This window comes from Roseibium sp. Sym1 (assembly GCF_027359675.1).
Classification (GTDB): Bacteria; Pseudomonadota; Alphaproteobacteria; order Rhizobiales; family Stappiaceae; genus Roseibium.
Map to the genome: position 1 here is coordinate 691219 of NZ_CP114786.1, position 13770 is coordinate 704988.

A 13770-nucleotide genomic window follows, 5' to 3' on the forward strand; every position below is an offset into this window, starting at 1 on the left:
TCTTTTCATCTTCGGTCAGAACATTAGGTAACTCGCCGTCTGTACCAATCGGTCGATAAAAGCCAGAATAGAGTGGCGGTGTCAGTCGGTGCCTTAGTGCAGCAGCTAATAAACCGATTGAAGTTGTGCCGTTCAGTTCGAACTCAGAAACAGCCTCAAGTAATCCTGTTGTGAAAACATCATTTGTCCATAAATCAATATGGCAGGGTTCTATTATCCGGTTCGGTATCTGCGGTCGGTGGAAGTCCTTGTCGAGCTCCTCGATAATTTTTTCCGTACTGCGCTGATCTGATGTGCCCCCGCTAAATTCCCTCGATTTGGGTTAGAGTTTTCCGCGACGATTTTCCTGGCTGAGGAAGGAGCGGAATTGATGAAGGCATCGAAGTTTTCTGATGCGCAGAAGGCGTTCATCGTCAAGCGTGGGGAAGAAGGTGTTCCGGTTGCGGAGATCTGCCGTGAAGCTGGCATCAGCCAGGCGACCTATTTCAACTGGCGGAAGAAATACGCGGGTTTGATGCCGTCGGAGATGAAGCGTCTTCGGGAGCTTGAGCAGGAGAATGCCCGGCTGAAGAAGATCGTCGCGGACCTGTCGCTCGACAAGGAGATGCTTCAGGACATTGTCAAACGAAAGCTCTGAGGCCTGCCCGGAAGAGAACGCTGGTCGACGAGATGCGGTCGGACTGGTCGGTGTCCATTCGCCGTGCGTGCGCGGTGATCCGGCTTGACCCGACGACCTACCGTTACAGATCCCGTCGGCCCGGCCAGGCCGCTTTGGAACAGCGTATCAGGGAGATTTGCCAGACGCGCGTCCGGTTCGGTTACCGGCGGGTGCATGTATTGCTGCTTCGGGAAGGCTGGGTGATCAACATGAAGAAAACACGGCGGATCTACAACGAGTTGGGCCTGCAACTGAGGAACAAGCATCCCAAGCGCCGAGTGAAGGCGAAGCTTCGGGAAGATCGCCAGGAAGCCGTGGGTCCGAATGATGTCTGGGCCATGGATTTCGTGCATGATCAGCTCGCAACCGGTCGGAAGATCCGCGTTCTGACGGTGATCGACACGTTCTCCCGCTATGTGCCGGCGCTTGATCCGCGCTTCAGTTACCGTGGCGAGGATGTGGTGAGAACGCTGGAAACTGTCTGCACCCGGATTGGCTATCCGAAGACGATCCGGGTCGATCAGGGCTCCGAGTTCATCTCTCGGGATCTCGATCTGTGGGCCTATAGAAGGGGCGTCACGCTTGACTTCTCCAGGCCTGGGAAACCGACGGACAACGCCTTCATTGAGGCCTTCAACGGCCGTTTCAGGGCGGAGTGCCTGAATGCACACTGGTTCCTGAGCCTTGCGGATGCGACCGAAAAGTTGGAGGATTGGCGCAAGGACTACAATGAACACAGACCTCACGGTGCCATCGGCAACAAAGTGCCGGTGGATCTCATGAAATCAGAACACGCAGCCAGCCCGTGTTCCTGATTTGGTCCGGAAAACTCTAGCCCTTCCTGGGGGCACGTTGGGTAGCACTCCAATCAACCAAAGGACTCTGCGCTAAACCGGAAGAAACTCGGGTCTCAGGTCAGAGAACTTGGATTATGTCACGTATTCAATCTTAGAAACCAATACTATTCAGAATCGTACGACTACGGTCGATCTTCAATATGCCGAAGTGCTTCGATTTCTGTCGCCCACCATTCCGCCATCCGCACGCGCTCATCCCAATAAGCCGCACGATGATAGGCACGACGTACTTCGTCGGCCCCAACATGACCTAACTCTGCCTCGATTGCGTCCGGATTCCACTTGCCGCTCTCGTTCAGCAAGGTAGACGCCGTCGCCCGGAAGCCATGGGAAGTCATTTCCTCCTTGGTGAAGCCCATCCGGCGCAAGGCGGCATTTAAGGTGTTTTCGCTGATCGGTCGCTTTGGAGATGAAACGGACGGGAAGACAAGCGGGCGGCTTCCGGTCAACTGGTGCAAGTCCTGAAGGATTTCGACTGCGGCGCCTGGAAGGGGCTTCTTGTGCTCCCGGCGCATCTTGGTTCGTGGCGCAGGGATCGTCCAGGTGGCCTTTGCCAGATCGAATTCGGTCCACTCAGCGAGACGAAGTTCGCCGGGCCGCGGATAGAGAAGCGCCATCAACTTGAGCGCGGCGCGGGTCTCGTAGGAGCCTTCGTAGTCCCAGATGCAACGAATGAGGCCTGCCAGGCGTTGCCAGTCGATGATCGCAGCCCGATGGTTCACCTTCGGTGCCGTCAACGCCCCCTTGAGGCCGAAGGTTGGATCGTTCTCCGCACGGGCTGTGGCAATGGCAAACCGGAACACCTGCCCGACCGTGGCCCTGAGCCTTCGCGCGGTTTCGTAATTTCCCTGCGCTTCCACCTTGCGAAGCACGGCGAGAATTTCGGGCGCGGTGATGTCCTTGATAGGGCGCCGCTCAAGAGCCGGTCGCGCAAGGCTGAGCACCCACTGTTTCTTGTCGAGCGTCGTCTTGGCCCTGCCCTCGCGGGTTTCCTTTTTCAGAAGCTCATCGGCAATCGCGCCGAATGTGTTCCCGTGCGCAACCTTGGCTACGGCTTTTTCGACTTTCTGTTGCTGAGACGGATCGATACCAGCAACCAGTTGGCCTTTTGCCAAATCGCGTTTCTGGCGGGCAACGGCGAGGGAAACATGAGGATAGGCACCCAGTGCCAACGTCTTCTGACTGCCCGCAAACCTGTAGGAGAATCGCCACAGCCTGGAGCCGTTCGGTGTCAGCAACAGGTGTAAACCCGCACCATCGCTCACCTTTTTGGGTTTTTCAGGCGTCTTGAGACTGCGGATTTGCCGGTCAGTCAAAGGCATTTCTGGCACCTCATACCAACAATCGCGGCTTCAGGTACCAACAATTGCGGCCGGTTCGAGGGTGGATGCCAACAAATATACCAACAAATGCGCCGGATACCAACAAACCCCATCGGACGACACCGGACGCCAGAAACAAAAAAAGCCCCGGCGAACCGGAGCTTTTTTGGAGTGTTTCGGACCTTGGCAGTTTGTCCAAAACCGGAATTTGGTGCCCAGGAGAGGACTCGAACCTCCACGCCCTTGCGAGCACTAGCACCTGAAGCTAGCGCGTCTACCAATTCCGCCACCTGGGCTGTGAGGGGGGCTTGTAAGGGTGGGGCTGGCCCTTGTCAATCACTCTGTGCGACTTTTTTTGTTCATTCACACCAAGCCCTTCACAGGCCTGCCGCAAAGGGCTAAGAAACACCGGACGGGGCGGGCCGATTTGGTGCGGCCGCCTCCCCTTTTGGACGCGACAGAAGGCATTTTCACGATGTCCACAGCACTCAACGGCAAACTCGTCACGGTATTCGGCGCATCCGGCTTTCTCGGCCGCCATATCGTCCAGGCCCTGGCCCGGCGCGGCTACCGCGTGCGCGCCGCCGTGCGCCGGCCCGACCTTGCCACCCACCTGCAGCCGCTCGGCGCGCCCGGACAGATCATGCCGGTGCAGGCGAACCTGCGCTACCGCTGGTCCGTCGACCGGGCCGTGATCGGCGCAGATGCCGTCGTCAATGCCGTCGGCATCCTGGCGCCCTCGGGCAAGCAGAGCTTCGACGCGGTCCAGGCCTTCGGCCCGCGCGCCATCGCCGAGGCCGCCCGCGCCGCCGGTCTCGACCGGGTGACGCATATTTCCGCCATCGGCGCGAACCCTGACAGCACGTCCGCCTATGCCCGCTCCAAGGCGGCCGGCGAGGCCGGCATCCTGGAGACGCTGCCGGACAGCGTGATCCTGCGCCCGTCGATCGTGTTCGGCCCGGAAGACGATTTCTTCAACAAGTTCGCCGACATGGCGCGGTTCGCGCCGGTGCTGCCGCTGCTTGGCGGCGGTGACAGCAAGTTCCAGCCGGTCTATGTCTGCGATGTCGCCGAAAGCGTCGCCCGCGCCGTCGACGGCGACCTCAAGCCCGGCATCTATGAACTCGGTGGTCCGGAGATCAAGAGCTTCCGCGACTGCCTTGAGGACATGCTGGCGGTCACGCGGCGCAAGCGCACCCTGCTGCCGATCCCCTTCCCGGTCGCATCGGCCATGGGCAAGGTGTTCCAGCTGTTCCCGATGGCGCCGTTCACCGCCGACCAGGTGGAGCTTTTGAAGACCGACAACGTGGTCTCCGAGGCTGCCAGGAAAGACGGCCGCACGCTGGAAGGCATCGGCATCAAGCCGGCAACGCTCGCCGCCGTGCTGCCGACCTACCTGGAGCGCTACCGCGAACACGGCCAGTACGACGCCCACCGGCCGGCGTAAGCATCTGCGGAGCGGCATTCGAGAAGGCGGGTCCCCGGGCCCGCCTTTTTCATGTCCGGCCGGCTCAGCGTCGTTTTCCGGTGCGTGGCTTGTGGCCGGATCCTTCGAGACGCGCGCGAACGCGCTCCTCAGGATGACGCGTCAGGAAGGGCAGGCGAGGTGCGGAAGACACAAACGACCTGATTCAGACACACAGACGGCGTCATCCTGAGGAGCCGCGCGAGCGGCGTCTCGAAGGATCCGGCCACAAGGTTCGGCTGGGCTGAGGCGATGAATGCGCGTCCTTTTTTTCGTTTTTGTGCTCGCTTTCGCTCGCGCTGATGCGCCGGGTTCCGGATCGGCGTGCAGCCGTGCTGCACTTGTCCGGAATGATGGGTGGCGGAGGCTCGGCCCCTCGTTTCCCACAGCTTTTGATTGCCGCATCCCCTGCCTTCACCTATCGTCACTTCTTCGGAGGGGAGCGGGAGGTTTCGATGACGTTTCTTGCCAAGGTCACGCTGCTGTTCGTGGTGTTTGTCGATCTGCTCGGCCAGGGGCTGGTGTTTCCGATCCTGAACAGCCTGATCATGGAGCCCGGCACAGGTCTCCTGGTGAAGGACACCAGCGAGGCGATGCGCCATTTCGACTATGGCCTGATCATCGGTGTGTTCTTCCTGTGCTGGTTCTTCGGCGCGCCCTATATTTCCAAGCTTTCCGACGTGATCGGCCGCAAGAAGGCGATCCTGATCTGCCTGTTCGGCGCGCTTTTCGGCTACGGGCTGACCATCGCCGCGCTCTATCTCAACAGTTTCGTTCTGATGATCCTGGGGCGGGCGATCACCGGGCTGACGGCGGGCAACCAGCCGATTGCCCAGGCGGCGATGATCGACGGCAGTGTCGACGACGAGGACCGCAACCGCAACATGGGCTACATCATCACCGGGGTCAGTTTCGGCCTGGTCGGCGGCCCCCTGCTCGGCGGGCTCCTGTCCGATCCCGTCCTGATCGGCGATGTCGCCAGCATCAAGCTGCCGTTCTATGCCTGTTTCGTGCTGGTGGCGATCGCGATTCTGCTGGTGGTCTTCACCTTCCGCGACCGGCACGACGCCGAGGAGACGGGCGAGTTCCGGTTCCGGCCGGCCGAGATCTTCGAACTGCTGTGGCGGATCACCAAATATCCCAAGGTGATGCGGCTGACCATGGTGTTCTTCTTCTTCCACGTCGCCAACCTGTCCTTCTACATCTTCGTCGACAATTACCTGACCAGCCGCTTCGGCTACGGCACGCTCGGCGGTTCCATGGTGATGCTGACCATCGGTGTCGCGCTGGCCTTTTCCAGCACCTTCCTCGTGGTGCCGGCGCAGAAGCGCTTCAGCAAGGAGGCGATCCTGGGGATGACCTTTGTCGTCTGGGCCCTGTCGGCGGCTGCCTTCGTGGCCGCGCCTGAGGCCTGGATGGTCTACCTGCCGGTGTTCTGTTTCTATTTCGCCTTCGGCATTGCCTACCCGACCTTCCTGGGGCTCTATTCTGCGGCCGTCGGCGACGAGGAGCAGGGCTGGGTGATGGGGGTGGCCATTGCCGTGTTCACGCTGGTTGCCGGGGTGATCTCGCTTCTGGGCGGCGAGCTGATCGGGCTCGACCTGGACCTGCCCTTCTACGGCGTCATCATCGCCGCCGTGATCGCGCTGGTGGTGATGTTCCTGGCGTGGAACAAGCCGGAGATCAAGGCACTGACGCGCCGCAACGCGGGGTGACGCTTCAGCACAATCGCCTTTCGTGGGCAAAGCAAAGACGGATGGCAGGGGTGAACTCCCTCTCCCATCGGGAGAGGGATGGGGTGAGGGAGCAAACGTTCGAACAATCCGGAGGGGTCTGTCCCCTCACCCGGACCTTCGGTCCGACCTCTCCCACTGGGAGAGGTTATTTTGGATGATGTCGGCGATAGTCAGCCAAATACTGCTTACCAACCCGCCCATTGGAACGGGGCGCAAGTGGTTCGTTCGGGAATGACGATTGAAAGTTTGGTCTCAAAGGCAAACCGCCCGTCCCAGGGGCAGGACGGGCGGTTTTGTTCCGGAGCGGGAGGACAGACGGGAAGGGCCGTCACTTGGCGGCGGCGATCAGCCCTTCCAGCGGCCCGCACCGGAACGGTCCCAGACTGTAGTGACACTTTATCGATTGGCAGCGCCGCCCGATAACCGGGTCCATTCAAGGAGCATGGAGGACGGACATGCGGGGCATATTCGACGACATGCGACGCAGGAGGGGCCCAGTTATCGGGCGGCCCCTTCGGGGTTGGGCCAGGATCGCTCCTGAAGACGTTGGAAATGCTTGAAAGTGCACTGCACTTCCTTGCGCTTTCCGCCTTTTCAGGAACGATCCTGACTCCAACGATGCCAGTCGTTTAAGTGCCTCTACAGTCTAGGTCATTTCGCGGTAGCCGTCGGGCGTGCGCATCAGGCCGATGTCGCGAAGGTCATCATCGTTCAGGCAAGACAGAGCCCGGTCAGTTGCCCTGCGCCGATGATACTTGCGGAGCCCGGCGACACATGCGCGAAGGACAGAAAGCAACAGGCTGCGGCTGTTTGCACGGCTGCGAAAAACGGTATCGATCTCAACGCTCATCTCACTTCTCCTGGGGGACGTTCAAACGTCCGGTTCGCTGGGGACGAGACAAAGATGACAGGTCAATCCTGACAGCTGTGAGTCAGGTTTGATCCCGTTCTGTTCACGGGATATGATTTTTTTTCGAACCACCCGATTTTGAGTCGCGATTCATGAACCCGATCGAACGCGCCCTCGGCATTCTTCTGCTGTTGACCGGCGGCAAGCTGGTGCCGGCCACCACCCTGGCCGAGCGCTTCCAGGTGTCGCTCAGGACCATCTACCGGGACATCGACCGGCTGATCGCGCTCGGCGTTCCGGTCGATGCGGAGCGCGGCGCGGAAGGCGGCTACCGGCTGGCCAGCGGCTACCTGCAGCCGCCGGTGGCGCTCACCCGCAACGAGACCGCCGCGCTGCTGGCGGCCATGGCGCTGGTGCGCTCCAGCCGCACGGTTCCGCTTGCCGCCGAGCTGGATGCCGCGGAGAAGAAGCTGCTCGCCTCGCTGCCGAAATCCGTGCACGGGCTCCTGAAGGATGCCGACCGGATCGTCGGCATCGAGCCGATCCCGGCGGACATCTTTCATTCCGGCACGAGAGCCGAACCGACGGAGGACTGGCAAAAGGCGCTGGACGGGTTCATGGCTGGCATCCTGGATGGCAAGCGGGTGCGCTTCGAGCATGTCAACCCGGTGCGCAAGACCGTCAAGTCCCACGACGTCGAGCCCTATGGCGTGATGTTCGACCGGGACCTGTGGTATCTGGCGGGGCGCTGCGTCGACACGGATCTTTTGAAGGTCTACCGCGCCGACAGGGTGCGGGACCTTGAAATCAGCGGCCTGTTCTTCCGGCCGGACAAGGCCTTCTCGATCCAGAGCCTGCTCGGAGGTGCCTGGCTGTCGAACGCCATGCGCCGCTGGGAGCAGGAGGAGGAAATCGCCGAGATCCTGATCACGCCGGCCCAGGCCAGGAAACTCGGCGCCGACTGGTACTACCGCCACGCCGTGTTCACGCCCGCCAAGGACGGCCGGGTGCTGATCAGCATTCCCTCGACCGAACGGGCACGCATCCTGCCCCTGGTCCGCTGGCTCGGTCCGGGTGCTGAACTGGTCGGACCGGAGCATCTGAGGGCGGAGCTGGCGGCGGAACTTGAAGAGCTCGCGGCGCTTTATGCAGCGGCTGAGCCGGTCAATCGGACGGCATGATAAGGAAGCGGTCCTCTTCAGTGCCCCTCGACCGTCATTCCGGACAAGCACAGCGCCAGCTGTGTGCAGATCCGGAATCCAGCGCATCAGCGTGAGCGAAGCGAACACAAAACAGCGGAAATGGCCGCGCTGACGCGCGAAATACACGCTGGATTCCGGATCGGCGTGCAGCCATAGCTGCACTTGTCCGGAATGACGGTGGAGAGGCTCTCGCTCCCTCCCCTCACCCCAGAAAGTAAAGCCCGGCAAAGCCGGCGAGGCCGACCGCGATCCGCCACCAGGCAAACGGGGCGAAGCCGTGTTTGGAGACGAAGTCGAGCAGCCCCTTGACCACGAAGACGCCGGCGATGAACGAGGCGACGAAACCGATGGTGATCAAAATGGCATCGTCGGCCGACAGCACATTGCGGTTCTTGTAGAGATCATAGGCAAAGGCGCCGGCCATGGTCGGCATGGCAAGAAAGAACGAGAATTCGGCAGCCGAGCGCTTGTCCGTGCCCATCAGCAGCGCCCCGGCAATGGTGGCGCCGGAGCGCGATACGCCCGGCACCATCGCCAGGCACTGGAAAAACCCGATCTTCAGGCACAGCGACAGGGGATAGTCCATCACATTGGTGTAGCGCGGCGTTAGCGGCAGACGGTCGATCCACAGGAGAATGATGCCGCCGACCAGCAGGGTCGTACAGATCAGCGCCGGGGACTCGAACAGCACCTCCTTGATGAACCCGTGCAGCAGGACACCGATGACGGCCGCAGGCAGGAAGGCGAGCAGGATGCCGAAGACGAACCGGCGGCTGGTGGGATCGGACGGCAAGGCAAGCGTCAATTGCCACAGGCGGGAAAAATAGACCGACAGGATCGCCAGGATGGCTCCGAGCTGGATCAGCACCTCGAAGGTCTTGCCGGTGCTGTTGAAACCGAGGAAATGTCCGAGCAACAGGATGTGGCCGGTGGAGGAAACGGGTATGAACTCGGTCAGCCCTTCGACAATCCCCAGAATCAGAGCGTTTACAATCGTTTGGCCGTCCATTGTGTATCTTGTCTCCAAATGGCTTGATGCGAACCAGCCTGACCAAGTATGTGTCGCGACTCGAGGGCTCTGCCCCGGCCGCCGCCTATTTGACGGAGCTCCGGGGCCGCGTCAAACCCTTGATAACCATATTCAGGGCAAACTCCGGGTTAACGCGATTTCACCTTGTGTGATCGCATGTCCCAGTCTTGCCACAGTTCAGGCTCTTAAACCCCTTCATGCTGACCCTCTACCACCATCCGTTCTCGCCCTCGTCGCGGTTCATCCGTCTCATTCTGAGCGAATACGGCGCCGCCTTCGAGGAGCATCACGTGAACCCTTGGGAGCGGCCCCGGGACCTGCTGATGCTGAACGCGGCCGGCACGGTGCCGGTGATGGTGGAAAACGAGGGCCCGGCCATCTGCGGCGCCGGCCCGATCATGGAATACCTGGACGAAACCCGCGGCTACGCGGTCGCCGACCGCCGCCTGATGCCCGATCACCCGGAAGCGCGCGCGGAAACCCGGCGCCTGGTCGACTGGAGCCTTGGCAAGTTCGACCAGGAAGTGGTCGGCCATCTGGTGCGCGAGCGGATCTACAAGCAGATCATGCCGAAATCCGCCGGTGGCGGCGAACCGGATTCGGCGGCCCTCAGGGTGGCCCGTGCCAACATCCAGCATCACCTGAAGTATTTCGGCTACCTGGTCGCCTCGCGCCGCTGGCTCGCCGGCGACCGGCTCACCTTTGCCGATTTTGCGCTGGCCGCGGGCCTGTCCTGCGCCGACTATCTCGGCGAAGTGCCCTGGAACGGAGAAGAGGACATCCGCAACTGGTATGCCCGGGTCAAGTCGCGCCCGTCCATGCGTCCGCTGCTCGGCGAGAAGGTGCTGGGCATGCCGCCCGCCCCGACCTACGCGGATCTTGATTTCTAGCCTGTCCTGCGTTCGGGTACACCCAGAGGAAAGCGCAAACGGATCGGCCGACCGCCTTGGACAGGAAAACCCAAAAACTGCTGCAAGCCTTTCAGGCAAAAGCGGACCAGCTCGGCTTTGACGCCGTCAGGATTGCGTCCGCCGACAGCATTCCACAGGCGGGCGCGCGACTGCGCCTGTTTCTGGACAAGGGCTATCACGGCACCATGGGCTGGATGGCGGAAACCGCCGACCGCCGGGAAAGACCGGAAGCCCTCTGGCCCGATGTGCGTTCCGTGATCATGCTGGCGATGAATTACGGTCCGGACGATGCCCCGGAAAATCACCCGCTGGCGCATCTGAAGGATCGCGGCACCGGCGGCATTTCCGTCTATGCACGGCACCGCGACTATCACGACGTCATCAAGGGCCGCCTGAAGGAACTGGCGAGTTTCCTCGTTTCCCGCGCGGGCGGCGATGTGAAGGTGTTCGTCGACACGGCCCCGGTGATGGAAAAGCCGCTGGGGGAAGCCGCCGGTCTCGGCTGGCAGGGCAAACACACCAACCTGGTCTCGCGCGAGCTCGGCTCCTGGTTTTTCCTGGGTGCGATCTTCACCACGCTGGAGTTGCCACCGAGCGGCGCGGAAAGCGATCATTGCGGCTCCTGCCGCGCCTGCCTTGACGCCTGCCCCACGGACGCCTTCCCGGCGCCCTACCAGCTCGATGCCCGGCGCTGCATTTCCTACCTGACCATCGAACATCCCGGGCCGATCCCGCATGAGTTCCGCCAGGCCATGGGCAACCGCATCTATGGCTGCGACGATTGCCTGGCCGCCTGCCCATGGAACAAGTTCGCAACCGCTGCCCGGGAGGCGAAGCTCGTCGCCAGGCGGGACCTGACCAACCCGGCACTTGCAGACCTTCTCAAGCTTGACGATGCCGGTTTCCGCAAGCTGTTCTCCGGGTCTCCCGTCAAGCGGATCGGCCGCAACCGGTTCCTGCGCAACGTGCTGATCGCCGCCGGCAACAGCGGTGATGCCGGGCTTCTGGCAAACGTCCGCGCCCATCTGGCCGATCCGGACGCAACGGTCCGGGGCACGGCGGTCTGGGCGCTGCGCCGGCTGGCACCGGCGATGGAGTACGCCTCCGAAAGACGCATGGCCTTGCCGGGGGAAAGCGATGTTGCCGTGCGCGCTGAATGGGCGGATGCGGCCTCCTGAATATCCGCGCGGCGAGTCGACCTTGTCACGAGATTGGGCCATAGTCATGAAATGGCCAAAGCTGCCCCCCATATCGGGTTCGACCGCGGTCGATTCCGTTCATACCATTGGAGCCAAAACATTGAGTTTCCACGCCATATCCGCCCCTTTGCCCTCATCCGCCAGGGCGCGCGCCCGGCTCCTGACCCTGAGCACTGCCCTGGTGCTGGTGTCCGGCAGCGCATTTGCCGAGGACACCGGCATTGCCGCCTATGACGCGTTTGCCGCGGGCCTTCAGGAGCTGGGCGTTACGGTTGAGAACGGTGAGGTCAGCTATGATGACGGCAGCGACACGCTGACCCTCACCGACAGCACACTGTCGTTGCGCGGCACCCTCAGGGACCTGCCGGCAGGCAGAACGGATGCGACCGGTGATGACGATGCCCAGGACGGCGCGACTGCCGAATTGACCGACCTCACCTATGAGATATCGCTCAGCAGCGGCACCGTGACCATCTCGGGCCTGAAACATGAAGACGGTGCCTTTTCGTCCGCAAGCTGGATCTATTCCGACGACACCCGCTTCGTCATTTCCGGCTCCGCCGAGGGCGAAGGCCGCATGAAACTGGATGGCCGCATGGCCGGCCTCTCGGCTACGGACTACAGCTTCACCATCCCCAAGCTGCCGCCGGAAGCACCGGACCGCCAGGTCAGCCGCTGGCTGCCTTTCCTGCAGGCCTCCCTGCTGACGTCCTATGAAGAGGTCAGGGCGGACAGCACGGCGGCCACCATCGAGGCCTACGGCACCGAGGACGGCAAGGATACGCTGGTCGTGTCCGGCACCATGCAGATGGACGGCTACCGGATGTCCGATGCCAGGGACGGCCGTATCGGCGAGTACTCCATCGACAAGTTCACCCAGACATTGCAGACGCTCGATCCTTCTTCGGGCCAGATGCTGACCCAGGAAACCAGCCAGGGCAAAACCATTTATTCCGGTATCGATGCCGCCGCCTTTGTCGACCTGCTGGACCCGAACGTCCCGGCTGGTGACGAGCGCGTGATCGTCATCGGTTCCGGTTCCACCGTGAACTACATGTCCCGCCAGGACGTTGGCCAGGGCCTGTCGATTGAAATGACCGCCGACGAGGCGACCTTGAGCGACGTTTCCCTGATCAAGCGTGACAACACCTTTTTGCGGATCTTCGATGACCTGTTCGCCCAGAAGGAACCGGCTCCGGAAGAGCTGATCACCGGGATTTTTCAGCTCTACCGCTCCTTCGGCCTCGCCGATGCGCGCATCAGCGGCATCAAGATCAAGGTGCCGACACCCGGCCCCGAGAAGATGGCCGACATCTCCATCGACGAAATGGCCATGACAAATGTCGATTCCAGCGGAATCGGCGAGATGATGATGGTCGGCCTCAACGCTCCGGACCTGCCTGAGGGCGCCTCGCTCAAGCTCGACTGGGCCGCCATCAGCGACATCGAGTTCGCCGACTACACGCCGATGCGCGCGATGATCAGCACGTTGATGGTCGATCCCGAGTTTGGCGAGGACCATCCGCTCGATGTTGCCCGGGCTTTCATGCCGCGTTCCCTCGGCTACGAGATCAAGGGCCTGGACGTGACCATGCCGGACGCCGGTCGCACCCTGATCGGTGCCGCGGAGATGTCCGTTTCAACAACGGTTCCGCCGATCCCCACCAGCGTCTTCGTCCGCAACGAAGGCATCCAGGTCCCGGTCAGCGCCATAGACGACCCCGAGGCGGAGGCCCTGTTCGAGGCGCTTGGCCTTGAAAACGTGGTCTGGTCGGACGAAACCCGGCTCTACTGGGACGAGGCGACACTCGAGCTCCGTCTCGAGAAATTCATGGTCGACATCGAAGGGGTCGGCCGCGCGGAACTGTCGGCGCGCTTCGCCAACGTGCCGAAGTCGCTGTTCGAGGATCCGGAAGGCCAGGGTCAGATGGCCATGATCGTGGCGCAATTCGTCGACGCCTCGCTGACCTTCAAGGATGCCGGTCTTGCCACCAAGGGCATTGCCCATGTCGCCGAGAGCCAAGGCATTCCGGAAAACGTCTTCCGCGAGGCGCTGGTCGCGCAGGCCACTGCTGCCACCGCGCCGATCGGGAACGAGGCCTTCACGCAGATGGTCAGCGACGCTGCGTCGAAGTTCATGGACAATCCGGGGGAACTGAAGGTGACCCTGACGCCGGCCGCTCCCGTGCCGCTCGCCCAGATCCTCGGCAGCATGGCCGCGCCGCAGACCCTGCCGGATCTTCTGGCGGTCAAGATCGAAGCAAACTGAGTGAACTCGGTCTTTCAACAACAAAGAGCGGCCAACTGGCCGCCCTTTCTTTTTAAACCCCACCGTCGTCATTCCGGACGGTCTGCAGCGCAGCTGCATGGCCAGATCCGGAACCCAGCGGTTACTTCGCACCGCAGGTGCGCCCCTATTTTATAAAATGCTTGCTTGGTTTTGTGCTCGCTTCCGCTCGCGCCGATACGCTGGGTTCCGGATCATCGCGCAGCGTTGCTGCACTTGTCCGGAATGACGGTCGGTAGGTTTGCCATTGGGT

General features: G+C 61.8%; 10 protein-coding genes and 1 tRNA gene. 7 read left to right on the top strand and 4 right to left on the bottom strand.

What is annotated here, in order from left to right:
• Positions 1-370: 370 nt before the first annotated feature.
• Positions 371-1473 (top strand): IS3 family transposase gene (locus O6760_RS03170; RefSeq protein WP_269581172.1). Its coding sequence is split into 2 segments (ribosomal slippage): positions 371-632 and positions 632-1473, totalling 1104 coding nucleotides; the frame shifts between segments, so codons are not numbered across the junction.
• Between the two features lie 164 nt (positions 1474-1637).
• Here the strand turns inward: O6760_RS03170 and O6760_RS03175 are convergent.
• Entirely contained in the window at positions 1638-2837 is a 1200-nt protein-coding gene (locus O6760_RS03175) for a tyrosine-type recombinase/integrase (RefSeq protein ID WP_269584037.1), read from the bottom strand.
• 209 nt (positions 2838-3046) lie between these two features.
• A tRNA-Leu gene (locus O6760_RS03180) sits at positions 3047-3133 on the bottom strand.
• 179 nt (positions 3134-3312) lie between these two features.
• On the opposite strand from O6760_RS03180, the gene O6760_RS03185 reads away from it, so the two are divergent.
• The gene (locus O6760_RS03185; RefSeq protein ID WP_269584038.1) at positions 3313-4284 is read left to right on the top strand and encodes a complex I NDUFA9 subunit family protein; all 972 of its coding nucleotides are present in this window, start codon (positions 3313-3315) and stop codon (positions 4282-4284) included.
• A gap of 473 nt (positions 4285-4757) precedes the next feature.
• Positions 4758-6017: an MFS transporter gene (locus O6760_RS03190; protein ID WP_269584039.1), complete on the top strand. Its 1260-nt coding sequence runs from the start codon at positions 4758-4760 to the stop codon at positions 6015-6017.
• 667 nt (positions 6018-6684) lie between these two features.
• Here the strand turns inward: O6760_RS03190 and O6760_RS03195 are convergent.
• Positions 6685-6888, bottom strand: coding sequence for a DUF1127 domain-containing protein (locus O6760_RS03195; protein WP_269584040.1), 204 nt, complete (start codon positions 6886-6888; stop codon positions 6685-6687).
• Between the two features lie 152 nt (positions 6889-7040).
• Between O6760_RS03195 and O6760_RS03200 the strand changes: the two genes are divergently transcribed.
• Complete coding sequence (locus O6760_RS03200) at positions 7041-8069, top strand: helix-turn-helix transcriptional regulator (protein ID WP_269584041.1); 1029 nt, start codon at positions 7041-7043, stop codon at positions 8067-8069.
• 223 nt (positions 8070-8292) lie between these two features.
• Here O6760_RS03200 and O6760_RS03205 read toward each other — a convergent pair whose 3' ends face one another.
• Positions 8293-9099, bottom strand: coding sequence for an undecaprenyl-diphosphate phosphatase (locus O6760_RS03205; RefSeq protein WP_269584042.1), 807 nt, complete (start codon positions 9097-9099; stop codon positions 8293-8295).
• A 218-nt stretch (positions 9100-9317) separates the two neighbouring features.
• Between O6760_RS03205 and O6760_RS03210 the strand changes: the two genes are divergently transcribed.
• The 3 genes from O6760_RS03210 (at position 9318) to O6760_RS03220 (ending at position 13499) form a co-directional block, all read left to right on the top strand.
• The gene (locus O6760_RS03210) at positions 9318-10010 is read left to right on the top strand and encodes a glutathione S-transferase family protein (protein ID WP_269584043.1); all 693 of its coding nucleotides are present in this window, start codon (positions 9318-9320) and stop codon (positions 10008-10010) included.
• A gap of 56 nt (positions 10011-10066) precedes the next feature.
• A complete protein-coding gene (gene queG / locus O6760_RS03215) occupies positions 10067-11209 on the top strand; it encodes a tRNA epoxyqueuosine(34) reductase QueG (protein ID WP_269584044.1) in 1143 nt (380 codons plus the stop codon).
• Between the two features lie 121 nt (positions 11210-11330).
• Complete coding sequence (locus O6760_RS03220) at positions 11331-13499, top strand: hypothetical protein (RefSeq protein WP_269584045.1); 2169 nt, start codon at positions 11331-11333, stop codon at positions 13497-13499.
• Positions 13500-13770: the final 271 nt, after the last annotated feature.